This window comes from Bifidobacterium samirii (assembly GCF_003952945.1).
GTDB lineage: Bacteria > Actinomycetota > Actinomycetes > Actinomycetales > Bifidobacteriaceae > Bifidobacterium > Bifidobacterium samirii.
In genome coordinates this window covers 16925-43243 of record NZ_QXGK01000004.1, presented here as the reverse complement: position 1 = coordinate 43243, position 26319 = coordinate 16925, and the positions used below count along the sequence as shown (strand labels likewise).

Annotated in this window: 22 protein-coding genes; 16 read left to right on the top strand and 6 right to left on the bottom strand. The window is 68.5% G+C overall.

Annotated elements, in window-relative coordinates; genetic code table 11:
• Positions 1 to 82 precede the first annotated feature (82 nt).
• The 6 genes from ftsZ to D2E24_RS02975 all read left to right on the top strand — a co-directional run bounded on the left by ftsZ (position 83) and on the right by D2E24_RS02975 (position 5609).
• Positions 83 to 1468, top strand: coding sequence for a cell division protein FtsZ (gene ftsZ, locus D2E24_RS03000; protein ID WP_164520983.1), 1386 nt, complete (start codon positions 83 to 85; stop codon positions 1466 to 1468).
• Positions 1469 to 1501: 33 nt separating this feature from the next.
• Positions 1502 to 1978, top strand: a complete 477-nt coding sequence (locus D2E24_RS02995; RefSeq protein ID WP_125967853.1) for a cell division protein SepF — start codon at positions 1502 to 1504, stop codon at positions 1976 to 1978.
• A 92-nt stretch (positions 1979 to 2070) separates the two neighbouring features.
• Positions 2071 to 2352, top strand: a complete 282-nt coding sequence (locus D2E24_RS02990; protein ID WP_125967852.1) for a YggT family protein — start codon at positions 2071 to 2073, stop codon at positions 2350 to 2352.
• Between the two features lie 207 nt (positions 2353 to 2559).
• Complete coding sequence (locus D2E24_RS02985) at positions 2560 to 4116, top strand: DivIVA domain-containing protein (protein WP_125967851.1); 1557 nt, start codon at positions 2560 to 2562, stop codon at positions 4114 to 4116.
• An 18-nt stretch (positions 4117 to 4134) separates the two neighbouring features.
• Complete coding sequence (locus D2E24_RS02980) at positions 4135 to 4683, top strand: signal peptidase II (RefSeq protein ID WP_125967850.1); 549 nt, start codon at positions 4135 to 4137, stop codon at positions 4681 to 4683.
• Entirely contained in the window at positions 4680 to 5609 is a 930-nt protein-coding gene (locus D2E24_RS02975; protein WP_125967849.1) for an RluA family pseudouridine synthase, read from the top strand. The genes D2E24_RS02980 and D2E24_RS02975 overlap by 4 nt, the downstream gene beginning before the upstream one ends.
• Here D2E24_RS02975 and D2E24_RS02970 read toward each other — a convergent pair.
• Positions 5536 to 5961: a hypothetical protein gene (locus D2E24_RS02970; protein WP_125967848.1), complete on the bottom strand. Its 426-nt coding sequence runs from the start codon at positions 5959 to 5961 to the stop codon at positions 5536 to 5538. The two genes, D2E24_RS02975 and D2E24_RS02970, sit on opposite strands and share 74 nt — an antisense overlap.
• A gap of 155 nt (positions 5962 to 6116) precedes the next feature.
• On the opposite strand from D2E24_RS02970, the gene dnaE reads away from it, so the two are divergent.
• Entirely contained in the window at positions 6117 to 9704 is a 3588-nt protein-coding gene (dnaE, locus tag D2E24_RS02965; protein ID WP_125967847.1) for a DNA polymerase III subunit alpha, read from the top strand.
• A 90-nt stretch (positions 9705 to 9794) separates the two neighbouring features.
• On the opposite strand, the gene D2E24_RS02960 is transcribed toward dnaE, so the two are convergent.
• The 3 genes from D2E24_RS02960 to D2E24_RS02950 all read right to left on the bottom strand — a co-directional run bounded on the left by D2E24_RS02960 (position 9795) and on the right by D2E24_RS02950 (position 12814).
• The gene (locus D2E24_RS02960; protein WP_125967846.1) at positions 9795 to 10340 is read right to left on the bottom strand and encodes a type 1 glutamine amidotransferase domain-containing protein; all 546 of its coding nucleotides are present in this window, start codon (positions 10338 to 10340) and stop codon (positions 9795 to 9797) included.
• 77 nt (positions 10341 to 10417) lie between these two features.
• Entirely contained in the window at positions 10418 to 12313 is a 1896-nt protein-coding gene (locus tag D2E24_RS02955) for a DUF5696 domain-containing protein (RefSeq protein ID WP_125967845.1), read from the bottom strand.
• Between the two features lie 195 nt (positions 12314 to 12508).
• Positions 12509 to 12814 (bottom strand): YhbY family RNA-binding protein, encoded by a 306-nt coding sequence (locus tag D2E24_RS02950; protein ID WP_125967844.1) that lies wholly within the window; start codon positions 12812 to 12814, stop codon positions 12509 to 12511.
• A 251-nt stretch (positions 12815 to 13065) separates the two neighbouring features.
• On the opposite strand from D2E24_RS02950, the gene D2E24_RS02945 reads away from it, so the two are divergent.
• The 7 genes from D2E24_RS02945 (at position 13066) to priA (ending at position 20749) form a co-directional block, all read left to right on the top strand.
• Positions 13066 to 14943 carry an oleate hydratase gene (locus D2E24_RS02945; protein ID WP_125967843.1) on the top strand — a complete coding sequence of 626 codons (1878 nt, stop codon included), beginning with the start codon at positions 13066 to 13068 and terminating at the stop codon, positions 14941 to 14943.
• A gap of 100 nt (positions 14944 to 15043) precedes the next feature.
• On the top strand, positions 15044 to 16441 hold the full coding sequence (gene hisD / locus D2E24_RS02940; RefSeq protein ID WP_164520975.1) for a histidinol dehydrogenase: 1398 nt from the start codon (positions 15044 to 15046) through the stop codon (positions 16439 to 16441).
• 89 nt (positions 16442 to 16530) lie between these two features.
• Positions 16531 to 17703, top strand: a complete 1173-nt coding sequence (locus tag D2E24_RS02935) for a histidinol-phosphate transaminase (RefSeq protein WP_125967842.1) — start codon at positions 16531 to 16533, stop codon at positions 17701 to 17703.
• Positions 17704 to 17840: 137 nt separating this feature from the next.
• Complete coding sequence (gene hisB / locus D2E24_RS02930; protein WP_125967841.1) at positions 17841 to 18443, top strand: imidazoleglycerol-phosphate dehydratase HisB; 603 nt, start codon at positions 17841 to 17843, stop codon at positions 18441 to 18443.
• A complete protein-coding gene (locus D2E24_RS02925; protein ID WP_125967840.1) occupies positions 18443 to 19174 on the top strand; it encodes a hypothetical protein in 732 nt (243 codons plus the stop codon). The genes hisB and D2E24_RS02925 overlap by 1 nt, the downstream gene beginning before the upstream one ends.
• Before the next feature lie 111 nt (positions 19175 to 19285).
• Positions 19286 to 19933 carry an imidazole glycerol phosphate synthase subunit HisH gene (gene hisH / locus D2E24_RS02920; RefSeq protein ID WP_125967839.1) on the top strand — a complete coding sequence of 216 codons (648 nt, stop codon included), beginning with the start codon at positions 19286 to 19288 and terminating at the stop codon, positions 19931 to 19933.
• A 90-nt stretch (positions 19934 to 20023) separates the two neighbouring features.
• A complete protein-coding gene (gene priA, locus D2E24_RS02915) occupies positions 20024 to 20749 on the top strand; it encodes a bifunctional 1-(5-phosphoribosyl)-5-((5-phosphoribosylamino)methylideneamino)imidazole-4-carboxamide isomerase/phosphoribosylanthranilate isomerase PriA (RefSeq protein WP_125967838.1) in 726 nt (241 codons plus the stop codon).
• 116 nt (positions 20750 to 20865) lie between these two features.
• Here the strand turns inward: priA and D2E24_RS02910 are convergent, their stop codons facing one another.
• Complete coding sequence (locus tag D2E24_RS02910) at positions 20866 to 22263, bottom strand: DUF2252 domain-containing protein (RefSeq protein ID WP_125967939.1); 1398 nt, start codon at positions 22261 to 22263, stop codon at positions 20866 to 20868.
• Positions 22264 to 22414: 151 nt separating this feature from the next.
• Between D2E24_RS02910 and D2E24_RS02905 the strand changes: the two genes are divergently transcribed.
• Together D2E24_RS02905 and D2E24_RS02900 are read left to right on the top strand one after the other, a co-directional pair.
• Entirely contained in the window at positions 22415 to 23752 is a 1338-nt protein-coding gene (locus D2E24_RS02905; RefSeq protein WP_125967837.1) for a glutamine synthetase family protein, read from the top strand.
• 363 nt (positions 23753 to 24115) lie between these two features.
• Positions 24116 to 25234 carry an MFS transporter gene (locus D2E24_RS02900; protein ID WP_241222832.1) on the top strand — a complete coding sequence of 373 codons (1119 nt, stop codon included), beginning with the start codon at positions 24116 to 24118 and terminating at the stop codon, positions 25232 to 25234.
• 9 nt (positions 25235 to 25243) lie between these two features.
• Here the strand turns inward: D2E24_RS02900 and D2E24_RS02895 are convergent, their stop codons facing one another.
• Positions 25244 to 26227, bottom strand: a complete 984-nt coding sequence (locus tag D2E24_RS02895; protein ID WP_241222825.1) for a hemagglutinin — start codon at positions 26225 to 26227, stop codon at positions 25244 to 25246.
• Positions 26228 to 26319: the final 92 nt, after the last annotated feature.

Genomic DNA, 26319 nt, shown 5'->3' with positions numbered 1-26319 from the left:
GGGCGGAAGGTGAGAGAATAGAACCCGTTATCAGGGGTTCTGCGATAGAGTTATGCGTAACCGTGAGTGACAGGAGACAATGGTGAGCGAAATCGCCCAGAACGAGCAGTTCAACGACAGGATCAACATCAAGGTCGTCGGCGTCGGCGGTGCTGGCGGCAATGCCGTCAACCGCATGATCGTCGAAGGCCTGCAGGATGTCGAATTCGTCGCCGTCAACACCGACGCCAAGGATCTGCTTCGATCTGACGCCGATGTGAAGATCGCCCTTACCGACAACATGAGCCGCGGCCTCGGCGCCGGCGCCGACCCGGAGAAGGGCGCCAAGGCGGCCCAGGACCACCAGTCCGACATCGAGGAGGCCCTCAAGGGCGCCGACATGGTGTTCGTGACCTGCGGCGAGGGCGGCGGCACCGGCACCGGAGCCAGCCCGATCGTGGCCCGTTCCGCGCACCAGCAGGGCGCGCTGACCATCGCCGTCGTCACCCGCCCGTTCTCCTTCGAGGGCCCGCAGCGCTCCGCGTCCGCCAACCTGGGCATCGAGAAGCTGCGCAACGAGGTCGATGCGCTCATCGTCATCCCCAACGACCGACTGCTCGAGATGTCCGACCGCACCGTCGGCATCGTCGACGCGTTCAAGAACGCCGACAGCGCGCTGCTGGCCGGCGTGCAGGGCGTGACCGACCTGATCTCCATGAACTCCTACATCCACGTCGATTTCGCCGACGTCAACTCGATCCTGCGCGGCGCGGGCACCGCCCTGTTCGGCATCGGCTCGGCGCGCGGCGAGGACCGCGCCACCCAAGCCGCCGAGATCGCGATCAGCTCGCCGCTGCTCGAGGAGAGCATCGAGGGCGCCCACGGCGTGCTCATCAACATCGCCGGCCCGACCGACCTCGGCCTGCACGAGGCCGCGGCCGCCACCGAGCTGGTGCGTCAGGCCATCCACCCGGAGGCGCAGATCATCTGGGGTCTGGCCCTCAACGACGCGTACGGCGACGAGGTGCGCGTCACCGTCATCGCCGCCGGCTTCGACACGAAGACCAGCGCCGAACCGGCCGAACGCGCCGAGGCGGCGACCCCGGTCTTCCCGGCGGCCCAGACCGCGACCCGCCAGGCCGTCTCCCAGACCCCGCAGCGTCCGGCGTCCCCGGCCATCGCGGTGACCAGCCCGACCCCGGGCCAGGGCTCCCCGCTGCTGTCCGGCATGCCGAGCTACCAGCCGCAGACGACGCAGCAGACGGCCGCCCCGAGCGTGCCGGCCCAGCAGCCGGTGCAGCCGGTGCAGCCGATCCAGCAGCCGGTGCAGCCGATCCAGCAGGCCCAGCCGGTGCAGCCGGTCCAGCCGATGGCGCAGCCGCTGCCGACGTACGCCCCGTCGGTGCCGTCGTTCGACGCGACCAGCGAGCACAGCGTGATCTCCGCCAACGATCCGGGCGACCTGGACATTCCCGACTTCCTGCGCTGAGCGGCGGGACGGAGCTGATCGAAAGGAGCCGTCATGGCTGGATTCATGAAAAGCGCGATGTCCTATCTGGGCATGAGCGACGTGGTGGACGAGGAGCCGTTCGAGGATGATGTCGCGGACGAGACCTCGTTCGACTCCGACCATTCCGTCACGCCGATGTCCCAGCCCGCGGCCGGAGCGCCTGCCGCCTCGCCGGCCCCGGCGCGCGAGTCGAACCCCTTCCAGGGACGGGTGAACCGCATCACGACGATCCATCCCAAGACGTATGAGGACGCCCAGCTGGTGGGGCGCGCCCTGCGTGACGGCGTGCCGGTGGTGCTCAACCTGACCGGCGTGGCCGAGGCCGTCGCCTACCGCATCGTCGACTTCTCCGCCGGCGTCGTGTTCGGCGTGCGCGGCTCGATCGAGCGCGTCACCCCGCGCGTGTTCCTGCTCAGCCCCGCCCAGGTGAACATCAAGGTCGAGGAGCCGACGCAGGCCTCCTCGTCGCACGACCTCTTCGCGGACTGACCGTCGCGGGAGCGGCCTCCAGGCCGCGCTCCCGTGACGATTCCTCCAGCATCCGTCCAGCATTCCCCCAGACCGGTTGGTAGTCTGGGGGAATGCTGTTTTTCGTCATCGCAAGAATCCTCGACTGGCTGATCGACGCGTACATCACCGTGCTGTTCGTGCGCATGATCCTCGACTGGGTCGCCGTGCTGGCGCCCCGCTGGTATCCGCGCGGCGTGGTCGCCTCGCTGATCGACGTGGTGTACCGGCTCACCGAGCCGCCGCTGCGCTGGCTGCGCCGTTGGATCCGCCCGTTGCCGATGGGCCCCGTCTATCTGGACGTGAGCTTCATCGTGCTCTACTTCCTGCTCGTGGTGCTGCGCGTGCTGATCTGACCCGTCGCCGTCTGCGTCCACGCGGTTCGCGCCCATGCCCAGGCCCTGCCGGCATAGGCATGGGCGAGGAGCGCCCGACCGACGAATTCCCCGCGTGTCATGGTCCGTATGGGGTCCAAAGACGCATGTTTGCGCGGGGGCCGTGCTAGCATCTGATTTTGATACCAACACAGCGAGGCATGGCCCCAAAGCGAGGTGTAAAGATTTATGGCTTTGTTGACTCCGAAGGACATCCGGGAGCATACCTTCCAGACGGTCCGATTCAAGGAAGGTTATGACGTCGACGAGGTCGACGATTTTCTCGATCAGGTCACGGAGACCGTCGAGGCGCTCGGCAAGCAGGCCGTCGCCGCCGGCGCCGCCACACAGTCTCTGGGCCCGGACGTCGCCGGTCTCAACGCGAAGATCTCCGAGCTGAGCGCCAAGGTCCAGCAGCTGACCGATGAGAACGAGAGCCTCAAGGCCGCCGGCAGCGCCGCCGGTGACGCCGACCAGGCCGCGCAGATGGCCCGCACGAAGCTCGGCGAGGCCGAGGAGAGCAACCGTGCGCTGGCATCGCAGAACGAGCAGCTCAAGGGCCAGGTCGACCAGCTCAACGCCCAGATCGATCAGCTGACCGCCCAGGCCGCCGCCGCGTCCGACAACGACGTGCTCAAGGAGCAGCTCGCCGCCATCCAGCGCGAGCGCGACACGTTCCGCGCCACGAGCGAGGACCTGTCCCGTCAGCTGCAGCTGGCGCAGCAGCAGGCCCAGCAGGGCGCCCAGGCCGCCCGTCAGGTGCAGGAGCTGTCCCGCCAGCTCGATGAGGCCAAGCAGCGCGAGAACCAGCTGCGCGAGCAGGTCGCCAAGGTCGAGCCGAGCACCGAGACCGGCAGCCTGCAGAAGATCGCCGGCGCCGCCGCCGCGGCCAGCACCGAGCCGGAGCGCGCCACCGCGATGCTGACGCTGGCCATGCAGCTGCACGACCAGTACGTCGACAAGGGCAAGGCGAAGGCCAAGGAGATCACCGAGGCCAGCCAGGCCAAGTACAACGACCTCGTCACCAAGGCCAACGACTACTCGAGCCGCACCCGCACCGAGGCCGACGAGTACAACAACCGCATCCACGCGGACGCCGACGCCTACTCGGACCGCACCCGCGCCGACGCCGACAGCTACTCCATCAAGACCCGTCAGGACGCCGACACCTACATGCAGAACACGCATCAGGACGCCGATTCGTACCTCGACTCCAAGAAGCAGGAGGGCGACGCCTACGAGCAGGCCCGCCAGCAGGACGGCGACACCTACCTGCAGGCGCGCCAGCAGGAGGGCGACGCCTACCTGGCCGGCAAGAAGCAGGACGGCGACGCCTATCTGGCGACCCGCAAGCAGGAGGGCGACACCTACCTGCAGACCAAGAAGAAGGAAGGCGACGACTACCTGCAGGGACGCCAGCAGGAGGGAGACGCCTACGAGCAGCAGACCCGCCAGGAGGCCGACGCCTACGAGCGCAAGACCCGTCAGGCGGCGGACGCCTACGAGGCCGAGGTCCACCACCGCGCCGGCGAGTACGACCAGAACACCCGCACCGCGGCCGACGACTACGCGCAGCAGGTGCGCGACGCCCTGACCGAGCAGTCGAAGGTCATCGAGGGCAACATCCAGGGCCTCAAGCAGTTCGAGAGCGCGTACCGCGCCCGCCTGACGGAGTTCCTCTCCGGCCTGATGGGCCAGGTGTCCGACACGAACAGCTTCAACCAGACCGAGCAGTCCGGTCGCTGACGTTCGGGGACATCGGATATGACTATTCGACAGGGACGGCCGCGCGCCCGCGTGGCCGTCTTTGCATGCGTGGCGGCGCTCGGGCTCGTCGCCGACCAGGCCACCAAGATGTGGGCGCAGGCCGTACTGGGCGACGGGCGCACGATCGACGTGCTCCCGCCGCTCCTGTCGCTCCGGCTCGTGCACAATCCGGGCGCCTCGCTCGGCTTCGGCGCGTCGAACACGTGGATGATCTCCCTGCTGGCCGTCGTGGCCAGCGTGGCGATGCTCGTGCTCGCCTGGCGCACCGTGTCGACGAAGTGGAGCCTGATGCTGGGACTGGCGTTCTCCGGCGCGGTCGGCAACCTGATCGACCGCATCGCCTACGCCGACGTGTTCCTCAACGGACGCGTCGTCGACTTCCTCGACTACGGGTGGTCGATCGGCAACGTCGCGGACATCGCGCTGATGGTCGCCGGCATCGGCATCGTCGTGCTGATCGTGATAGGCGAGCCGTTCGGCGTGAAGGACCTTGCGGACATGGAGCGTCCATCGGGGAAGGACGCCGCGGAAGGCGGTGCCCTATGAGCCGCCTCGTACCCGCCCCCGACGCCCTCGTGGGCAAGCGGTTCGACGTGGCCGTCGCCAAGATGCTCGGCATCTCGCGCGCCAAGGCCGCCGACCTCATCGAATCCGGTCAGGCGCGCGTGCTGGGGCGCGACATCGCCAAATCCGGCACGCTGATGGCGGGGGAGACCGTCGAATTCGACCTCGTGGAGGCCCGGACGGAACCCGAACCCGTCGCCTCCGACATGGCGATCGTCTACGAGGACGACGACGTCGTCGTCGTGGACAAGCCGGTGGGCGTCGCCGCGCACGCGTCGGTCGGCTGGACCGGCCCGACCGTGCTGGGCAGCCTGCTCGACCGCGGCGTGCACATCACGTCGTACGGCGCCGCCGGACGGCAGGGCATCGTCTCCCGCCTCGACGTGGGCACGTCCGGGCTCATGCTCGTGTGCAAGTCCGATCTGGCGTACGTGGAGATGCGACGCCAGTTCGCCGAGCACGAGGTCGTCAAGACCTACCATGCGCTCGTCCAGGGCAGCCTCAAGGAGGACCGCGCCACCATCGAGGCGCCGATCGGACGCGCGAAGGTGTCCGACTTCCGCTTCTGCGTGACCCCCGCCGGCAAGCCCGCCGTGACGCACTGGGACGTGACCGAGCGCTTCGGCGGCGAGGCCACGTTCGTCTCCGTGAATTTGGAGACGGGACGCACCCATCAGATCCGCGTGCACTTCTCGTCGATCGGCCATCCTCTGGCCGGCGACGCGATGTACGGCGCCAATCCGGTGCTGTCCGAGGCGCTGGGACTGGAACGCCAGTGGCTGCATGCGACCCAGCTGGAGTTCCGTCACCCGCGTACGCGCGTCTGGACGACCGTCACCTCCCGCTACCCGACGGATCTGGCGCGGGCGCTGGACCTGATGCGGGAACGTCATCCGCGGCTGCAGTAGCGCGTCGGCCGGCGGCGAACGACACGGCGAATCCGGCGGCGTGCGTCAGGACCATGCCGATCGCCGTCGACCGGCATGCGTCGATGAGGAGGCATTCCGCCAGCAGCACCAGCACATCCGCCGGATCGTAGACGCCGCGCGACAGAAACCACATGCAGCCGGCCACGGCCACGGCCGACGCTATCGCGAGCGCCAGCAGGATGTTGCCGATGATGTGGAGGATGCGCGCCGCGCGGCGCAGCCCGTCCGCGGTGATGCGGCCGCCCGGCGGACGCGTCCGCGGGTCGGGAGGATACGTCGACGGGTGCGGGACGTCGGTATGCGGATGCCGGTACGGGGGAGCGTCGGCCATGATGCCTCCTGTCGTGCGGCGCGCGTCGGTCGCGCGGCGTGTCCTCCCATCATCAGTGAAGGTCGGCCCGCATGCAAGCCGGAACGGGCGTTGTGGATAACGGCCCGGCGTCCGCCCGCGACGTGGCCGGACGGGCATGCGGTAAGGTGGGACGCATGGCTGAACCGGGTAAGAACTTCGTGCATCTGCACAATCACACGCATTATTCGCTGCTGGACGGCGCGTCGAAGATCCCCAATCTCGTCAACCGCGTCAAGGACCTCGGCATGCCGGCCGTCGGCATCGCCGACCACGGCAACATGCATGGCGCGTACGAGCTGTGGAGCACGGCCGTCAAGGCCGGCGTCAAGCCGATCCTGGGCATCGAGGCGTACGTGACGCCCGAGACGGCCCGCCAGGACCCCACGCGCGTGAGCTGGGACACGAACTGGGATCCGAACCTCGACGAGAAGCACCGCCGCCGCAACCCCGACGACGTGTCCGGTGGCGGCGTCATCACCCACCTGACGCTGTGGGCGGAGAACAACGAGGGCCTCGTCAACCTGATGAAGGCCTCGTCGGTGGCGAACCTCGAAGGGCGCGTCATGCGCTACCCGCGTATGGACAAGGAAGTGCTCTCCACCTACTCCAAGGGCATCATCTGCGGATCGGGATGCCCGTCGGGCATCATCCAGACGCGACTGCGCCTCGGCCAGTTCGACGAGGCGCTGCGCGCCGCCGGCGAACTGCAGGACATCTACGGGCGCGACAACTTCTACATCGAGCTCATGGACCACGGCCTCGAGATCGAGACGAAGGTGACCGAGGACCTGCTGCTCATCGCCAAGAAGCTCAACGCGCCGCTGCTGGCCACCAACGACTCCCACTACGTGTTCGAACAGGACCGCGATGCGCAGGACGCGATGCTGTGCATCAACTCGGGCGACACGCTCGACAACCCCGACCGCTTCAAGTTCGACGGCTCCGGCTACTACATCAAGACCGCCGAGGAGATGCGCGACCTGTTCCGCGACCTGCCCGAGGCGTGCGACAACACGCTCGAGATCGCCGAACGCTGCAACGTCATGTTCGACGACAACGAGGACGGCGCGTTCATGCCCCAGTTCCCCTGCCCCGAAGGCTGGGATGAGACGTCGCTGTTCCTCAAGAAGGTCGAGGAGGGCCTCGAGAAGCGCTACGACGGCAACGTGCCACTGCACGTGCTCAAGCAGGCCGACTACGAGTGCGGCGTCATCTGCCAGATGCAGTTCTGCGGCTACTTCCTCGTCGTCGCCGACTACATCAACTGGGCCAAGGAGCACGGCGTCGTCGTCGGCCCCGGCCGAGGCTCCGCGGCAGGCGCGATGGTCGCCTACGCGATGGGCATCACCGAACTCGACCCGCTCGAGCACGGCCTGATCTTCGAACGCTTCCTCAACCCCGAACGCGTCTCCCTGCCCGATATCGACGTCGACTTCGACCCCGAAGGCCGTTCGCGCGTGCTCGACTACGTGGCCGACCTGTACGGTCACGACAAGGTCGCCCAATGCGTGATCTACGGCACCATCAAGACCAAGCAGGCGCTCAAGGACTCGGCGCGCATCATGGGCTACGACTTCTCGATGGGCGAGACCGTCACCAAGGCGCTGCCCCCGTCGGAGACCGGCGGCAAGGACATCAGCCTGCACGACATCTTCGACCCGGCCGCCAAACGCTACGCCGAGGCGCGCGAATACCGCGAACTGTACGATTCGAACCCGGACGTCAAGCGCATCACCGAGGAGGCCAAGGGCATCGAGGGCCTGATCCGCCAGACCGGCGTGCACGCGTGCGCGACCATCATGGGATCGGCGCCCATCACCGACACGTCGCCGCTGCTGGAACGCATCGACGGCACCGTGACCACCACGTTCGAATACCATACGTGCGAGACGCTGGGCCTCGTGAAGATGGACTTCCTGGGCCTGTCCAACCTCACGATCATCCGAGACACGCTGCGCAACGTGGAGCTCAACGGCAAGGGGAAGATCGACCACACGAAGATCCCGCTCGACGACAAGGCCACGTACGAGCTGCTGTCGCGCGGCGACACGCTCGGCGTCTTCCAGCTCGATGGCGACGGCATGCGCTCGCTGCTGAGAACCCTCAAGCCCACGAACTTCAACGACATCTCCGCACTCATCGCCCTGTACCGACCGGGCCCGATGAGCATGGAGTCGCACACCAACTACGCCAAGCGCAAGAACGGCCTGCAGCGCATCACCCCGATCCACCCCGAGCTCGACGAGCCGCTCAAGCAGGTCCTCGACGAGACGTACGGCCTGATCATCTACCAGGAGCAGGTGCAGTCCGCCGCGCGAATCCTCGCCGGCTACTCGCTGGGCAAGGCCGACGTGCTGCGACGCGCGATGGGCAAGAAGAAGCCCGAGGTTCTGGCCAAGGAGAAGATCCCGTTCTTCGCCGGCATGAAGGAGCACGGCTACTCCGAGGAGGCCGCCGAGGCGATCTGGGAGATCCTGGTCCCGTTCTCCGGCTACGCGTTCAACAAGGCGCATTCGGCCGCCTACGGCCTGATCTCGTACTGGACCGCCTACCTCAAGACCCACTACCCGGTCGAGTTCATGGCCGCCCTGCTGCAGGGCGCGTCCACCAACAAGGACAAGACCGCGCTCTACCTGGGCGAGGCGCGCCGCATGGGCATCCAGGTGCTGTCGCCGGACGTCAACGAGTCGGTGTTCGAATACTCCGCCGTCGGCGACGTCGTGCGCTTCGGCCTGGGCGCGATCCGCAACGTCGGCGAGGCGCCGGTCAAGGACATCATCGCCGAACGTGAAGGGTCGCGCGGCAGGTTCGTCAACTTCATGGACTTCATCCGGCGCGTGCCGCTCAGCGCGCTCAACCGGCGCATGGTCGAATCGCTGATCCATGCCGGCGCGTTCGACTCGATCGACCCGAACCGCCGCGCGCTGTTCACGATCCACGAGGCCGCCATCGACTCGGTGGTGTCGGTCAAACGCAAGGAGGCCGAAGGCCAGTTCGACCTGTTCTCCGACGCGGACGACGGCGGCGTGGACGCGATGGGCGACGCGACCGTGGCCGTGCCCGACATGGACGACTGGGACAAGAAGACCAAGCTCAACCTCGAACGCGAGATGCTCGGCCTGTACGTGTCCGACCATCCGCTCTCCGGCATGCAGGCGGTGCTCGCCGGCCTGCGCGAGATGTCGATCGCGCACCTGGTCGACCGGGCCAAGACGATGGGGGACGGCCAGCAGGTCACGCTCGCCGGTCTGATCACGAGCGTCGACCGTCGCGTGTCGAAGAAGGGCAACCCGTGGGCGATCGTGACGATCGAGGACATGGAGAGCTCGATCCAGTGCATGTTCTTCGGCAAGGTGTACGAGGCGGCCGCGCCCGAGCTCGTGCAGGACGAGATCGTGCAGATCCGCGGCCAGGTCGAGGTGCGCGACGAGACGGTGAGCCTGCGCGCCACCGAGATGCAGAAGCCGTCGCTGGTGGCCGCCGACGAGCGTCCGCTGGTGATCACGCTGCCGCAGGTCGCGCTCGAACGCGGCAACATGCAGCGGCTCGCCCAGTCGCTGCAGGCCCACCCCGGCTACTGCGAGGTGCATCTGGCCATCGTGGACGACGCCGGCAACGCGCAGGTGCTCACGTTCGGCGACCGCTTCCGCGTGCAGCGCGACACGGCCCTGTTCGCCGAGCTCAAGATCCTGTTCGGCCCCGGCTGCCTGCCGGCCGTGTGACGCCGCAGACGTGAGGGCGTAAAGAGGGGGCGGATGCCGTTCGGCGTCCGCCCCCTCTTACGTGCGCATGATGTCCCGCCGTCGCTCCCGTCAGAGCGCTTGGCGGATGGCGTCAAGGAAATCGTCCAGATCGTCCGGCTTGCGCGAGGTGATGAGCGTCCATCCAGCCGCGTCGCACACATGCACCGGCTCGTCGACGTACGCGCCGCCCGCGTTCTCCAGATCGGCTTTGATGTACCGGCACGCGGTGAGCGTCTTGCCGGGCAGCAGTCCGGCGTTGACCAGCAGCCACGGCCCGTGGCAGACCGCGGCGATCGGCTTGCCGTCGGCGGCGAAGTCGCGGGCGAGCCGTAGCGCCTCCGGATTGATGCGCAGACGGTCCACATTGCAGGTGCCGCCGGGGACGACCAGCAGGTCGTAGTCCTCGACGCGCACGTCGGCCAGCAGCCGGTCCGGGACGACCGTCTCGCCCGGATAGCGGTCGTGGCGGACCGTCTCGCACGGGTCGAGGGTGGTGGCGGCCAGCGTGACGCGGGCCCCGTCCGCCGCGAGCTCGCGCAGCGGACGGGTCATCTCCGTCTCCTCGATGCCCCAGTTGTTGACGATGATCAGTACGCTCGCGGTGTCGACGCTCATCTGTGCTCCTTTGCGACATGGAATCCTGCGACATGGAATCCGACAGGAGCCATTCTAGCCGCGCGGCGTCTGATGCGTCAGCCGCGGATGCGGCCGTCGTCGATATGCCAGGTGCCGGCGTCGAAGTCGACGTCGACGCTCGTGCCGTCGGCGAACGTGGTGCGCTGATGCCGCCAGTCGCCGTCGACGAACTCGAATCCGGTCATCTCCAGCATGCCGACGCGGCGGTGCAGGTCGGCGACCGTGCGGCAGCGTTCGATGTCCTGTTCGAGACGGTGGCGTGCGGCCGCGTCGCCCGCGTCGCCGTCGAAGCCGGCGTACGCGGCGTCGCGGATCAGATACGGGGCGCCGCCGTTGAGCAGCGCGTACAGCATGTAGTCGTCGCCGCCCTCGATGCGCTCCATCATCCACGGTTCGATGACGCAGTCATGGTAGACGAGGTTCTGCAGCGGCACCGGCACGCCCTCGCGCGGCGCCTTCGGATCGCGCATCTGGAAGTCGTACGGCGCGTAATGGCAGAACACGAGGTTCGGCACCGCCCAGTCGGCGACCTCCTCGGACGAGGTGAGGACGCCGTGCGCGAGCAGCCATGCGAAGCATTCGCCGCGCTTCCGGTAGCAGTCGCGGCGCGTCATGCGATGCCCGGGCGCGTCGCATTCGTCGCCCTCGTTGCAGGTGAACACGTCCAGGTACGTGCAGTCGATGTCGACGCCGCGCGCGGCGATCTCGCGGTAGTTGCGCTTCACGTAGTCGGGTGCGAGCGCCGCGCACAGGTACGTCTGCGGGCCGCCGGCCCATGCCGCGTGCTCCGGCATCGTGCCGTCGGGCAGGCGCACCGCGTTGTCGGGGTCGAACGTGGCGGCGGCGCGGTAGTAGTCGCGGTACTGGTCGTGCAGGCCGAACATGAACCCGCAGTCGTGCGCGGTGTCGGCCAGCGCCCTGAGCCCCTCCCAGCCGCCGGCCTCGCGGCAGGCGGGCAGGTAGTCGGGATGCTGGTTGTCGTAGCCGGGCTGGCCCCAGCCGTCGAGGTGCATGAAGAGCCGGTCCACGCCCATCGCGTGCAGGTCGCGCAGCTGGCGGGCGCGCTGGTCGAACGTGACGAGGTTGCCGTTGCGTTCGGGATGGTCGGCGTCGTACATGCGCGAGTCGGGCTGCACGGCGGTCTTGGCGCCCACGTGCATCCACATGCGGCCGGTCAGCTCGCGTACGGACGGGTTGCGCACGGCCTTCTCCGCAAGCGTGCGCAGCGCGCCGTGCCCGTCGACCCAGCCGCGGTACGCCTTGGCGACGGCGGTCACGTCCGCGTCGGCCATGAGGCGCACGCGAGCGGTGCGACGGTAGTCCATGCGTCCCAGCGACGCGTCGAACCACAGGCCGACGTGCGTGTACGGGCCGCCGGTCGGATGGTCGAGCGCATAGCCGGCGTTCCACGGCGTCTCGCAGATCGTCAGGCAGGCGGCGCGGCCGCGCAGCTGCGCGAACCACGGCATGTAGCCGGCCTCGGTCTCGAATCGGCCGTCGAACGGCAGGGGAGCGGCGGCGACCGGCCACGTGTTGGGGATCATCGTGCCCTGGCAGTGGGTGACCAGCGTGCACCAGTCGTCGCGGCGCTCGTCGAACGCGAGCTCGCCCGGCCAGCGCACGCATGCCACGTCGAGCCCGGACTCGTCCAGCGGGATCCATTCGAACACCACGTCGCCGCTCGACGATTCGACCCACACGAACGTCTCGAACGCGTAGCCGGTGCCGGCGAAGCCGCGGAATTCGCTGACGACGCCGCGTCCGGTGCCGAAATCGCGCACCCGATGGCCGACATGCGCCGCATCGGCCCACGGCAGCGCCGTCCCGTCGGCCAGCTGCAGCGTCGGCACGTAGCCGGACGCCGTGGTCCAGGCCTCGCCGTCGCGCGCCATCGTGACCGCGAGCGTGCGCTCGTCGATGATGAGGGTCGTCCCCTCGTGTTCGATTCGCATGATGGTTCCTTTCCGCCGGCGTCGATGCCGACGTTTCGATGATGCCGACGCCGTGTCTGCGCCCGTTCCCCGTCCGTGCGGTTCGGGCGTCGACGCCGGATCGGCCGTCCGGTTATGCGTCGGGCGGGCGGCCGGTGGTTCCGGCGGCCCGCCCGACGCGGTCATGGCCGGCCCGCGATGCGGCCGGCCGTTGCGTCACTCGCGCACGAGACGGATCTTCTCCACGTCGTCGCGGTGGGAGCGGCGGTAGATGACGAAGCGGTTGCCGATCACCTGCACCACCTCGGCGCCCAGCGCCTCGGCCAGCAGTTCGGACGCCTCCTTGGCGTCGACGCCGCAGCCGTCGAGCACGGAGCACTTGATGAGCTCGCGCTTCTCGATGGTCTCGTCGGCCTGCTTGACGGTCGCCTCGTTCACCTCGTTCTTGCCGATCTGGATCAGCGGCTTGAGCTGGTTGGCCATGGATCGCAGCTGCTTGACCTGCTTCTTGGTCAGAGTCATATGTCCTCGTTTTCTCGTGGTTCTCGTATTCGTATCCGTTGGCGGCGTGGCGGCGCGGGCGCGTGCCGCCCGGCCGCACGCCTGTCGTGCTATGCCGTGTACGAGGATACCGGGGCGGGGCGATGAGCCGGAACCGGACGAAACACCGCCGGTTTGTCTATGGCGGAACGGCCGGAAATGCGACATGATGACCATCAATGAGTTGACGAGATGTCAACAATCATGTTGCACCATGATGCAAGGAGGCGGTCATGTACTATTCCAACGGCAACTACGAGGCGTTCGCCCGCCCGCGCAAGCCCGAAGGCGTCGAGAGCAAGCACGCGTACATCATCGGCACCGGACTGGCGGCCCTGTCGGCCGCATGCTACCTCGTGCGCGACGCGCAGATGCCCGGCGAGCACATCCACATCATCGAGAAGGATGCCGTGCCCGGCGGCGCATGCGACGGCGCCGACATCCCCGGCCTCGGCTACGTGATGCGCGGCGGACGCGAGATGGACAACCACTTCGAGGTCATGTGGGACCTGCTGCGCTCCATCCCCTCCATCGAGACCGACGGCGTGTCCGTGCTCGACGAATACTACTGGCTCAACAAGGACGACCCCAACTACTCGCTGTGCCGCGCCACCCGAGAACAGGGTCATGACGCCGGCACCAACGGCGAATTCGCCCTCTCCGACAAGGCCGCCATGCAGATCATGCGCCTCTTCTTCACCCCCGACGAGGAGCTCTACGACCGGCCCATCACCGACTTCTTCGACGACGACGTCCTCGGCTCCAACTTCTGGATGTACTGGCGCACCATGTTCGCCTTCGAGAACTGGCACTCCGCCCTCGAGATGAAGCTGTACATCCGCCGCTACATCCACCACATCGGCGGCCTGCCCGACTTCTCCGCGCTGCGCTTCACCCGCTACAACCAGTACGAGTCGATGATCCTGCCGATGGTGCGCTACCTCGAATCCCACGGCGTCGACTTCCGCTACGGCACCAAGGTCGAGAACGTCGAATTCGCCATCGGCGGCGGCGACGGCCCCCGACGCGAACGCACCGGCGTCGGACAGGACACCATCCTCAGGATCCAGGCCGAATCCGGCGTGTACGCGCGCAACCCGTACTCCAGCCCCGTGAGCAAGCGCGCCGTGCGCATCGACATCGACCACGACGGCGTCAAGAGCGCCATCGACCTGACCGACGACGACCTCGTGTTCATCACCAACGGCGGCTGCGTCGAGAACTCCACGATGGGCTCGCAGACCGCGCCCGCCGCATGGAGCCCCGAACTCAAGCCCGGCGGCGGATGGGACATGTGGCGCCGCATCGCCGCCCAGGACCCCAGCTTCGGCCACCCCGACAAGTTCTGCGCCGACCCGCAGGCCACCAAGTGGATGAGCGCCACCGTCACCACCCTCGACGGCGAGATCCCGCCCTACATCCGCCGCATCTGCAAGCGCGACCCCTTCTCCGGCAGGGTCGTCACCGGCGGCATCGTCACCGTCACCGACTCCAGCTGGCTCATGAGCTGGACCCTCAACCGCCAGCAGCAGTTCCGCGACCAGAGCAGGGACCAGCTGTGCGTATGGGTGTACGGGCTCTTCCCCGACCGCCCCGGCGACTACGTGAGGAAGCCCATGACCGAATGCACCGGCGAGGAGATCTGCGCCGAATGGCTCTACCACATGGGCGTGCCCGCCGACCGGATCGAGGCGCTCGCGTCGAAGCACGCGAACACCGTGCCGGTGATGATGCCGTACATCACCGCGTTCTTCATGCCGCGCGCCGCCGGCGACCGCCCCGACGTGGTGCCCGACGGCGCCGTCAACTTCGCGTTCCTCGGTCAGTTCGCCGAAACGCCGCGCGACACGATCTTCACCACCGAATACTCGATGCGCACCGGCATGGAGGCCGTCTACACGCTGCTCGACGTGGACCGCGGCGTGCCGGAGGTGTGGGGCAGCGTCTACGACGTGCGCAACCTGCTCAACGCGACCGTCAAGCTGCGCGACGGCAGACCCGTCACCGACATGAAGCTCAACGTCGTGGAGAAGGCCGTGCTCGCCAAGGCGCTGAAGAAGCTCGACGGCACCGACATCGCCACGCTCCTGCGCGAATACGGCGTGATCTGAGTCGATCCGGCAGCGCCCCGGAATCCGTGTTCCGGGGCGGGAATCCGCAAGGTGGACATCGCTCGTTCGGATAACGGCCGCGTTGATACGATGAGTCGGTATGAGCGAGAACATCATGCGAACCATCGACCTGCGTGGTAAGAACCTGTCCCGTGCCGAGCTGCTGGCGGCGATGCCGCGTGCCGCGATGGGCACCTCCGAGGCCTCCGACTTGGTGCGCCCGATCCTCGACGACGTGCGCGAACGCGGCGCCGCCGCCCTGCGCGACTTCGGCGAGAAGTTCGACGGCGTGCGCCCGACGAACCTGCGCGTGCCCGCCGAGGCCCTCCAGGCCGCCGTCGAGACCCTCGACCCCGAAGTGCGCGCCGCGATCGAGGAATCCGTGCGCCGCGCCCGCGCCGTGGCCGCCAGCCAGGTGCCGCATGACTTCCACACCGACCTCGCCGACGGGGCACGCGTGTCCGAACGCTGGATCCCGATCCAGCGCGTCGGCCTGTACGTGCCGGGCGGCAAGGCCGTCTACCCGTCGTCGGTCATCATGAACGCCGTGCCCGCGCAGGCGGCCGGCGTCGAATCGCTCGCCATCGCCACCCCGCCCAGCAAGGGCGATCCGGACGGTCTGCCCAACAAGACGATCCTCGCCACCTGCGCCATCCTGGGCGTCGACGAGGTGTACGCGGTCGGCGGCGCGCAGGCCATCGCCATGTTCGCCTACGGCGCCAAGGGCAGCGAGCCGCAGGACGGCGACGTGCTGTGCGATCCGGTCGACAAGATCACCGGCCCGGGCAACATCTTCGTCGCCACCGCCAAGTCGCTCGTGTCCGCGTTCGTCGGCATCGACGCGGTCGCCGGCCCCACCGAGATCGGCATCGTCGCCGACGATTCCGCCGACCCGCGTCTGCTCGCCGCCGACCTGATCGGCCAGGCCGAGCACGACGAGCTCGCCGGATCCGTCCTGTTCACCGACTCCGTCGCCGTCGCCGACGCCGTCCAGGCCGAACTGGACGCGCGCGTGCCGCGCACCAAGCACGCCGAGCGCGTGCGCACGTCGCTGTCCGGCAGCCAGTCCGCGATCGTGCTGACCGACGGCCTCGACCAGTCCATCGACGCGGCCAACGCGTACGCCGCCGAACACCTCGAGATCCAGACCCGGGACGCGGACGCCGTCGTCAGGCGCGTGAAGAACGCCGGCGCGATCTTCCGCGGACCCTACTCGCCGGTCCCGCTGGGCGACTACATGTCCGGCTCCAACCACGTGCTGCCCACCGGCGGCACCGCGCGCTTCGCCGCAGGCCTGGGCGTGCACACGTTCATGAAGCCCGTCGAGGTCATCGAATACGACGAGGAGGGCCTGAAGGCCATCGCCGCGCGCATCAACGCGTTCGCCGTCTCCGAGGACCTGCCCGCCCACGGCGAGAGCGTCCTGACCCGCTTCGTCGCCGACCCGTACGACAAGGCCACGCTGCGCGACCAGGAGACCGAGGCCGGCCTGCGCTGAACGCGCGGCCGGGAGAGACTATGACCGCGGCCGTGCGCCGGCAACGAGCCGGCGCACGGCATCGCGATAGGGGAGAACCAGAAGAGAACATGAGTGCAACAGCCAATACGATTCCCGCATACCTGCCGCTGCGCAACGACCTGATCGGCGAGGAGCCGTACGGCGCGCCCCAGCTCGACGTGCCCGTCTGCCTCAACGTCAACGAGAACCCGTACGCGCCCGACCCGGCCGTGTGCGAGGCCATCGCACGCCGCGTGCTCGAGATCGCGCCCACGCTCAACCGCTACCCGGACCGCGAGCACATCGCCCTGCGCCGGGCGTTCAGCGACTACATCGCCCGCGAATCCGGCGTGCGCCTCGACGTCGACCAACTGTGGGGCGCCAACGGATCCAACGAGATCATGCTCCAGCTGTTCCAGGCGTTCGGCGGCCCCGGCCGCACCGCGCTGGGCGCCGACCCCACGTACTCGATGTACCCCGAATACGCGCGCGACACGTTCACCGGCTGGCGGCTCGCCCACCGCAACCCCGACTTCACGCTCGACCTCGACGCGCTCGTCGCGGCGATCGGCGACATCCGCCCCAGCATGGTGCTGATCACCAGCCCCAACAACCCCACCGGCACGCCGCTGCCGCTGGAGGACGTCGAACGCGTGCTCGACGCATGCCGCGACATCCAGGTCGCCGGCGCGGCCGACGGCGTGCGCCCGATCGTCGTCATCGACGAGGCGTACGTCGAATTCCGCACGCCCGGCACGCCCAGCGCGGTCGAACTCATCGAACGCCACCCCAACCTCGCCGTCAGCCGCACGATGAGCAAGGCGTTCGCGTTCGCCGGCGCACGCGTCGGCTACCTCGCCGCATCCAAGGGCATCATCGACTGCATGCGCATCGTGCGCATGCCCTACCACCTGTCCGCCGTCACGCAGGCCGCCGCCCTCGCCGCGTTCGAGCACACCGACGAACAGCTGGCGCGCGTCGACCACCTGCGGCAGGTGCGCGAGGACACCGCCGCATGGCTGAAGACCCAGACCTACCAGGGCGAGCCGCTGCAGGTCGCCGAATCCGGCTCCAACTTCCTGCTGTTCGGCGGCCGCTTCGACGACCGCGACGCGATCTTCGACGGCCTGCTCGCGCGCGGCGTGCTCATCCGCACCGTCGGCCCCGCCGGCTGGATGCGTGTATGCATGGGCACCGACGAGGAGATGGCCCATTTCCGCGACGCGCTCGTCGAGACCCTGCGCGACGTCGAAGCACGCTGACGCCGCCCCGAAACCCGGCGGCATATCCGTCCGACCGCGCCGGCATCCGCCGCGCGGCGGACGGACGCACCCCTCGCACCCGACTACGATGGCAAGGTGAACCCGACATCGGGACACGAACAAAGGAGCAGACCAGCATGGCACGCACCGCGCGCATCGTGCGCGAAACCAGCGAATCGCACATCGAACTCGAACTCGACCTGGACGGCACCGGCACCACCGACATCGACACGTCCGTGCCGTTCTTCAACCACATGATGACCGCGCTCGGCAAGCACTCGCTCATCGACCTGAAGATCAAGGCGTGGGGCGACACCGACATCGACGTGCACCACACCGTCGAGGACACCGCCATCGTGTTCGGCGAGGCCCTGCGCCAGGCGCTGGGCGACAAGCGCGGCATCCGCCGCTTCGCCGACGCCACCGTACCGCTCGACGAGGCGCTCGCCAAGGCCGTCGTCGACATCTCCGGCCGCCCCTACGTGGTGTGCACCGGCGAACCCGAAGGCTACGAATACTGCATGATGGGCGGCCACTTCACCGGTTCGCTCGTGCGCCACGTCATGGAGTCGATCGCCCTGCACGCCGGCATCTGCCTGCACCTCGACGTGCTCGCCGGCCGCGACCCGCACCACATCGCCGAAGCCGAATTCAAGGCGCTCGCCCGCGCGCTGCGCTTCGCCATCGAACCCGACCCGCGCATCGAAGGACTGATCCCCAGCACGAAGGGGGCGCTGTGATGGCCGGCTCCGACGACAACGCGATGGACGGCATGAACGACGACGACCTGCACTTCAGCGACGCCGACTTCGACGCGCTGCTCGCCGGCGGACTCGACGATGCGCCGACCGAACCCGCGGCCGACGCGACGCCGGCATCGCAGACCGGCGGCATGCCCGCCGACGGTGCGTCCGGCGGCGCTGACGACGACCTCGCCGGCATCGTCGAACCGGATGCGGGCGAATCGTTCGCCGCCGGATTCGACGACGAACTGGCCGGACTGCTCGGCGACAAGGCCAAGGCCGCGGTGCTCATCACCCGCATCGCCTCCGCGCGCCTGCTCGCCGCGTTCTGCCAGCTGTCCGACATCTCCGCCGACTGCCTCGCCTCGCAGTCCGGCGCGGTCGCCGTGCTGCGCAACCTCGACGGCGACGGCCCGGAGGCCGCCGCCCGCGACATCACGACCGTCGTGTCCGGCATGACGGTCGTGCTCGCCGTCAACCGCGCCGACCGGCTCGACGCGACCCTCTACCTGCAGGGCGAGGCCGGCCAGACGTTCGTGCCGCCCGTGCTGTTCAGCACGACGCCGCCGTTCGTCGAGGACCTGCTGCTCGGCATCGCCAAGGTCGCCGACGTCACGGCGCAGGGCGTCGAGACGGTGTCGTCGTCGAGCCTCGACCGCGAGCAGGCGATGCAGGTGCTCGCCGAGCACACGCGCTTCGGACGCGGCGGGGCCGGCCGCATCGAATAGCCGGCCGCCGGCGCGGGACCGGCGGGGAACAGAAGACAGACGAACGCCGTCGGGGCGGACGCGCCGGCAACGCCGCGCATCCGCCCCGACGGCCGGGAAAGGAACGGGAAGATGACCTCCGTGGTGGTGTTCGACTACGGCTTCGGCAACGTGCGCTCGATGGTGCGCGCGCTGGCGAACCTCGGCCTGGACGTGACGCTCACGTCCGACTATCTGCAGGCGATGGACGCCGACGGGCTGGTCGTCCCCGGCGTCGGCGCGTTCGGCGCGTGCATGGCCGGACTCGGCAGCGTGCGCGGCGACCGCGTGATCGCCGACCGTCTGCGCGCCGGACGCCCGGTGCTCGGTGTGTGCGTGGGCGAGCAGATCATGTTCTCGCTGGGCCGCGAACACGGGCAGGACACGCCCGGACTGGGATTCATCGGCGGCAGCGTCGACCTGCTCGACGCCGACGTCGTGCCCCACATGGGATGGGACACCGTCGACGCGCCCGCCGATTCGGTCCTGCTTGACGGCGTCGCCGACGAACGCTTCTACTTCGTCCACTCGTACGCCGCCACGCAGGTGGCGCCCGCCGACCTGTCCGACTACGGGATCGACTTCGGCGACGCGCCCGAACGCGTCACCTGGTGCGACTACGGCCGCACCCGCTTCGTCGCCGCCTACGAGCGCGGCCCCCTGTACGCCACCCAGTTCCACCCGGAGAAGTCCGCCGAAGCCGGCGCACGGCTGCTGCGCAACTGGGTCGACACGTTCTGATCCCCCGAACCCCACATCGACGGCCGTCGCACCGGCGGACGCCGCCACACGACCATCGGCCCCCGCCGATGCCCAACGAAAGGTCCCATCATGTCCCTGACGCTCCTTCCCGCAGTCGACGTGCGCGACGGCAAGGCCGTGCGCCTGCGCCAAGGCGAATCCGGATCCGAAACCGACTACGGCTCGCCGCTCGACGCCGCCCGCACCTGGGTCGAGGCCGGCGCGCAGTGGATCCACCTCGTCGACCTCGACGCCGCGTTCGGCACCGGCGACAACCGCGCCCAGCTGCGCGAGATCGTGCACGAGCTGGGCGACCGGGTCAACATCGAGATGAGCGGCGGCGTGCGCGACGACGCCTCCCTCGAAGCGGCGCTCGAGGCCGGCGCGGCGCGCGTCAACATCGGCACCGCCGCTCTCGAGAACCCCGACTGGACCGCCGACGTGATCCGCCGCCACGGCGACCGCGTCGCCGTCGGCCTCGACGTGCGCGGCCACACGCTCGCCGCCCGCGGCTGGGTCAAGGAGGGCGGCGACCTGTTCGAGACGATGGCCTTCCTCGACTCGGTCGGCTGCTCGCGCTACGTCGTCACCGACGTGTCGCGCGACGGCATGATGTCCGGCCCGAACCTCGACCTGCTGCGCGAGGTCGCCGAACGCACCGACGCGAAGGTCACCGCATCCGGCGGCATCGCCCGACTCGACGACCTGCGCGCCATCCGCGAGCTCGAATCCATCGGCGTCGACTCCGCCATCCTCGGCAAGTCCCTCTACGCGCGCGCCTTCACCCTCGAAGAGGCGCTCGAGGTCGCCCGCTGATCCCATCCGGGAGCACGCTGCCGGGCGATACGTCCGACCCCGGCATTCCGGCACCATGCCAGCGCATGGTGCCGTTTTCCATGCTCCGGGGAAGAGACGCCGGAACGGGCGCCCGGCTACTCGGCGCAGGGCAGCTCGCCGGACTCGATGAGCCGCATGAACAGCGCGTAGTCGGCGTCGTTCTGATCGGCGTAGGCGCTCGCGAACGACGCGATCGACTCATCGAAGGCCTCGTCCTCGCCCACGTACGCCGCGATCGCGACGCGGTCGCCGGTACGCGCATGCGCATGGGCGAGGCAGCGCGCGCACATGCGGCCCAGATCGGACAGGGCCAGATCGTTGAGATGGTCGATGTCGATCGACCCCTTGCCGTTCCAGAACTGACGCACGTAGTAGTCGCGCTTGTGGCCGTCCTCGGCCATGAAGCTCGCCCATCCGAGCAGCACGTCGGCGGTCGACTGGATCAGCTTCTGGCCCTGCACCACGCGCTCGCCGTGCGTCGCGTACTGCGAGCGGCCCACGAAGCGTTCGAGCACCGACTCGTTCGCCTCCTTCATCTGCAGCATCAGCGGGTCGTCGATGTCGCGGCCGGTGAGCACCGACACCCACGCGCGCGTGCCCACCGAACCGACGCCCACCACCTTGCGCGCCGTGTCATGGTACGTGTAATGGCCCAGCACGTGACGACGGTCCTCGTACAGCGAATGACGGTAGCTGTCGAACAGCGTCTCCAGACGGCCCTGCAGCGCCTCCAGATCGGCGTAGTCGTGCAGCTCGTTGATCGGCGTCAGCTCCGGCGGCTTCGACCGGAAGCGCAGCCGGTCGCCGTCACGGTACGTGAGCTTGGCCGCCGCGCGGTCGGAATCCTTGACCGACGCCTTGGCCGCCGCGTCGCGCAGCGTGCGGTTGCGCTTGCCGCCCACCGTGCGCTCGTAATGGTCGAGCGCCGCCTCCACGTCGATATGGTCGTACCAGACGTCCAGATAGTCCATCGTCGCGAACTGCTGCAGATGGTCGCGGTACGAATGCACGCAGCGCTTGACCGCCGCCCGCCGCTCCAGCTTGCGGATGCCGTTCGCGCGCCCGCAGATCTCGACCGACACGGCCAGCCGCTTGATGTCCCACTCCCACGGTCCGGTCGTGGTCTCGTCGAAGTCGTTGATGTCGAACACGAGCCGCTGCGTGGGGGAGCGGAACATGCCGAAATTGCCGATATGCGCGTCGCCCACCGCCTGCACCGGAATGCCCGTGACCGGCGTGCGCGCCAGATCGTTCGCCATGATGAGCGCCGTACCGCGGTAGAACGTGAACGCGGACGCGCTCATGCGCCGGTAGCGCAGCGGGACCAGATCGGGCACGCGGCTGCGCGACTGCTCCTCGAGCAGTCCGATTACGTCGCGCCGCCCCTCGCGCACCTGCCACAGCGCGTGGCTCTCCAACGGCACCCGGAAACGCCGGTCCAGACCGGCCTGCTCGCGCTCGGCCGGGGTGGCGGCCTGATGCCATGACGTCATGTCGATGATCGGACGGTCCGCGTCGGCCGACCGCAGGATGTTGCTCTCTACACTCACGCGCACCACCTTACCGCGCGACCGGCCGCGTCTGCGGCGGCGCGGCCGGATTGTTAACGACGTTCGTAACACGCGGATGACACGATAGGCGGTTATGGATAAACAGCAGGAGTTTGCGCTGCGCACGGTCGAGGAACGCGACGTGCGGTTCATTCGTCTCTGGTTCACCGACGTGCTGGGCACCCTCAAGTCCGTGGCCATCGCGCCCGCCGAACTGGAGGCCGCGTTCGAGGAGGGCCTCGGCTTCGACGGCTCCGCCATCGAAGGCATGACGCGCGTCACCGAAGACGACATGATCGTCCAGCCCGACCCGTCCACGTTCCAGATCCTCCCGTGGCGCGGCGGCCCGCAGGGCACCGCCCGCATGTTCTGCGACATCCTCACCCCCGAAGGCGAGCCGTCGCTGGGCGATCCGCGCCACGTGCTCAAGCGGGCGCTCGCCAAGGCCAAGGAGAAGGGGTTCACGTTCTACGTGCATCCCGAGATCGAGTTCTACCTGTTCGAGCCGCAGGACGACTGGTCGAAGCCGCCGGTGCCGATCGACGAGGGCGGCTACTTCGACCACGTGCCGCGCAGCCCAGGCATGGACTTCCGCCGCGCCACCGTGAACATGCTCGAGCAGATGGGCATCTCGGTGGAGTACTCGCACCACGAGGGCGGCCCCGGCCAGAACGAGATCGACCTGCGCTACGCGGACGCGCTCACCACGGCCGACAACATCATGACGTTCCGCACCGTCGTCAAGGAGATCTCGCTGGAGCGCGGCATCCACGCCAGCTTCATGCCCAAGCCCCTCGCCGACGCGCCGGGCTCCGGCATGCACACGCATCTGAGCCTGTTCGAAGGCGATGCGAACGCGTTCTACGAGGCCGGCCAGGAGTTCAACATGTCGCTGACGGCCCGCCAGTTCGCCGCCGGCATCCTGCACCACGCCGCCGAGATCTGCGCGGTCACCGACCAGTACGTCAACTCGTACAAGCGCCTGTGGGGCGGCAACGAGGCCCCCAGCTACATCTGCTGGGGCCACAACAACCGCTCCGCGCTGCTGCGCATCCCGCAGTACAAGCCCGGCAAGGGCAACTCGGCGCGCATGGAGTTCCGCGCCCTCGACCCGGTCGCCAACCCGTATCTGGCGTACTCGGTGCTGCTGGCCGCCGGCCTCGACGGCATCGACAAGCAGATGACGCTCGGCGAGCCGACCAGCGACGACGTGTGGGAGCTGACCGACGCCGAACGTCAGGCGATGGGCATCCAGCCGCTGCCCGAATCGCTCGACGAGGCGCTCAAGATCATGGAGAAGTCCGACTTCGTGGCCGAGGTGCTCGGCGAGCACGCGTTCGAGTACTTCATCCGCAACAAGCGCCAGGAGTGGGAGGACTACCGCCACCAGGTGACGCCGTTCGAGCTCAAGAAGTACCTGCCGAAGCTGTGACGCCGGCGACGGCGTGAGACCGGCGACGCCGGCATGACGATGCGGCGGCCCTTCCCGTACGGGGAGGGCCGCCGTCGCATGTGCGGCGTCGGCTGCCCGCTTCCACGTTGCGGACATGCGACGGCGGGTCCGGGACCATCCGGGCGCGGGTGGGGCTATCGTGGCACACGGTCGGCGGGCCGGACGATCGACCCGCACGGAAGCTAACGAGAGGCAGGGGATATGGTCGGGACATCCGCGTCCGGGGAGGCCGCGAAGGGCACGCAGCCGGAGACGGCGGCATCGGCAACGCCGGCGCCGGCGACGGGCGGCAGGGAGCGGTTCTTCACGCCGCCGGTGATCGTGCTGGTCGCGCTGAGCTTCATGCTGGGCATGAGCGAGTTCATCGTCGTGGGCATCCTGCCCGACATCGCGCGCGGCCTGTCCGTGTCGGAGGTGACGGTCGGCAACCTCGTGTCGCTGTTCGCGTTCGTGTACGCGCCGGTCACGCCGCTCGGCTCGGCCATCTCAGGCCGCTTCCCGCGCTTCGCGACGCATCTGACGCTCGTCGGCGTGTTCCTCGCCGGCAACGTGCTGTGCGCGTTCGCCCCGAACTATCCGGTGCTGGTCGTCGCCCGCGTGATGATCGCGCTCGTCTCCGGCACGCTCGTGGCCATCGCGATGACGTACGCGCCCGACGTGACGACGGAACGCCACCGCACCAAGTTCATCGCCTGGGTGTTCTCCGGATTCTCGATCGCGTCCGTCGTGGGCGTGCCGGCCGGCACGTGGGTGGCCGACACGTTCGGCTGGCGCTGGACGTTCCATCTGATCGACGCGCTCACCGTGGCGCTCATCGCGATGATGGTCCTGGTGCTGCCGCGCAACAGCCATCCGGTGAAGGTCGGCTTCCTCTCCCAGTTCCGTCTCTTCCTCGACCGGCGCATCCAGCTGGGCGTGCTCGCCGTCGTGTGCGGCGCGGCCTCCAGCTACGTGTTCTACACGTATCTGACGCCGATCATGCGCGACGAGGTGCACATCCCCGAATGCTGGCTGAGCGTCGGACTCGTCGTGTACGGCGCCGCCTGCCTGTGGAGCAACCTGTACGCCGGCGGTCTCGCCGAGCACGGCAGGGGAGTGGAGCCGCTGGCCCGTCTGCGCCCGGTGTTCCTCGTGCACGCGGTGCTGCTGTGCTCGCTGGCGCTCGTGCGGCCGCTGCCGTGGTTCGGCGTGCCGCTGCTCGTCGTGCTCGGCATGTTCATGTACCTGTTCAACGCGTCGTCGCAGGTGCTGTACATGGACGTGGCCGCGCGCTCGCATCCCGGTTCGATGAACCTGGCCGCCTCGCTCAACTCGATGTCGTTCAACATCGGCATCGCCGTCGGCTCGGCCGTCGGCGGCTTCGTCAACGACTCGGCCGGCCTGATGTGGCTCGGTCCGGTCGGCGCCCTGTTCGCGCTGGGCGCCGTCGGCGTGACGACGGCGCTGCGCCGCTGCGACTGACGCCGGCCGTCAGCGCCGCGGCGAGCCGAACCAGCTCTGGTAGATGATCGAGAAGTTGCGGTTGCCGTAGCTCGAGCACGAGTCGCCCTCGCCGACGCCGGCCTCCAGCGCGGCCGCGTTCGGCTGGTAGGGCGTGTAGATGTACAGCAGCGCGGTGGCCCGGTTCTCGATGTACACGTCGGAGCCGCCGCACGAGGCGACGGGATTGTACCGGACGTAGTTGAGCTCGCCGGCATGATAGCCGTAGTCGTCCTCGTGCGCCAGATAGTAGCGGTATCGGTGCGCGGCGCCGTACACCTGACGGAAGAACCCCTCATATTCGGGGTCGCAGCTCGCGTCGTCCGGACAGCTCAGTCCCATCGCCGACTTGTACTGGAAATCGTCGATGTCGGTCGCGGTGACCAGATGCTGCTCCTTCTGCAATACGGTGAGCAGCACTTTCTGGCTGATGCCGCAGGCGCGCGCCGACTTGTCGATGATCGCCGCCGCGCGCTCGCCGTCGGCGCCCTCGTACGCCGCCTCGCAGTAGTCGTCGGCGGGACGGTCCTCGGTGTCGAACGTGACGTTCCTCAGGCACCGGTCGCCGCTGCATGCGGCGCCCCGCTCGTCGAGGAACGCCTGCACCTCGTCCTCGCTCATCGCACGCGCGTTGAAGAACTGGCCGTCGGAGATGATGTCGCCCGGATCGAAGTCGTAGACCTGGATGCTGGTCTCCTGACGCTGCCGCGCCCGGTCGATCTCGATGCGCCGAATCGTGAGCCACGTCGCGCCCACCGCCAGCGCCACGACGCACAGCGTCGCGACGACGGTCGTCACGACCGCCTTCGCACGCTGCCGCGGGGTCGCCTTGCCCCACCAGCGGCGGATGCGCCCGGTGAAGGGCCGGCCTTTGCGGGCGGACTTGCCGGTCCTGCCCGCCTTGCCGGTCCTACCGGTCTTCGACGGTTTCGGCTGGCTTTTCGACTGCTTCGATGGTTGCTTCGCTCGTGTCATCGTCCGGCATTGTAGCGCGCGACGGCCGGTCGGATCGCGCTGCAATGCCGGATTCTCACAGGTCCGGAACATGACCGATCGGGTACGTCATG

Bases quoted from the DNA above. Each gene is read 5' to 3' on its own strand.
- D2E24_RS02995 (WP_125967853.1), top strand. From the start codon at position 1,502: ATGGCTGGATTCATGAAAAGCGCGATGTCCTATCTGGGCATGAGCGAC.
- D2E24_RS02990 (WP_125967852.1), top strand. From the start codon at position 2,071: ATGCTGTTTTTCGTCATCGCAAGAATCCTCGACTGGCTGATCGACGCG.
- D2E24_RS02985 (WP_125967851.1), top strand. From the start codon at position 2,560: ATGGCTTTGTTGACTCCGAAGGACATCCGGGAGCATACCTTCCAGACG.
- D2E24_RS02980 (WP_125967850.1), top strand. From the start codon at position 4,135: ATGACTATTCGACAGGGACGGCCGCGCGCCCGCGTGGCCGTCTTTGCA.
- D2E24_RS02975 (WP_125967849.1), top strand. From the start codon at position 4,680: ATGAGCCGCCTCGTACCCGCCCCCGACGCCCTCGTGGGCAAGCGGTTC.
- D2E24_RS02970 (WP_125967848.1), bottom strand. From the start codon at position 5,961: ATGGCCGACGCTCCCCCGTACCGGCATCCGCATACCGACGTCCCGCAC.
- dnaE (WP_125967847.1), top strand. From the start codon at position 6,117: ATGGCTGAACCGGGTAAGAACTTCGTGCATCTGCACAATCACACGCAT.
- D2E24_RS02960 (WP_125967846.1), bottom strand. From the start codon at position 10,340: ATGAGCGTCGACACCGCGAGCGTACTGATCATCGTCAACAACTGGGGC.
- D2E24_RS02955 (WP_125967845.1), bottom strand. From the start codon at position 12,313: ATGCGAATCGAACACGAGGGGACGACCCTCATCATCGACGAGCGCACG.
- D2E24_RS02950 (WP_125967844.1), bottom strand. From the start codon at position 12,814: ATGACTCTGACCAAGAAGCAGGTCAAGCAGCTGCGATCCATGGCCAAC.
- D2E24_RS02945 (WP_125967843.1), top strand. From the start codon at position 13,066: ATGTACTATTCCAACGGCAACTACGAGGCGTTCGCCCGCCCGCGCAAG.
- hisD (WP_164520975.1), top strand. From the start codon at position 15,044: ATGAGCGAGAACATCATGCGAACCATCGACCTGCGTGGTAAGAACCTG.
- D2E24_RS02935 (WP_125967842.1), top strand. From the start codon at position 16,531: ATGAGTGCAACAGCCAATACGATTCCCGCATACCTGCCGCTGCGCAAC.
- hisB (WP_125967841.1), top strand. From the start codon at position 17,841: ATGGCACGCACCGCGCGCATCGTGCGCGAAACCAGCGAATCGCACATC.
- D2E24_RS02925 (WP_125967840.1), top strand. From the start codon at position 18,443: ATGGCCGGCTCCGACGACAACGCGATGGACGGCATGAACGACGACGAC.
- hisH (WP_125967839.1), top strand. From the start codon at position 19,286: ATGACCTCCGTGGTGGTGTTCGACTACGGCTTCGGCAACGTGCGCTCG.
- priA (WP_125967838.1), top strand. From the start codon at position 20,024: ATGTCCCTGACGCTCCTTCCCGCAGTCGACGTGCGCGACGGCAAGGCC.
- D2E24_RS02910 (WP_125967939.1), bottom strand. From the start codon at position 22,263: ATGACGTCATGGCATCAGGCCGCCACCCCGGCCGAGCGCGAGCAGGCC.
- D2E24_RS02905 (WP_125967837.1), top strand. From the start codon at position 22,415: ATGGATAAACAGCAGGAGTTTGCGCTGCGCACGGTCGAGGAACGCGAC.
- D2E24_RS02900 (WP_241222832.1), top strand. From the start codon at position 24,116: ATGCTGGGCATGAGCGAGTTCATCGTCGTGGGCATCCTGCCCGACATC.
- D2E24_RS02895 (WP_241222825.1), bottom strand. From the start codon at position 26,227: ATGACACGAGCGAAGCAACCATCGAAGCAGTCGAAAAGCCAGCCGAAA.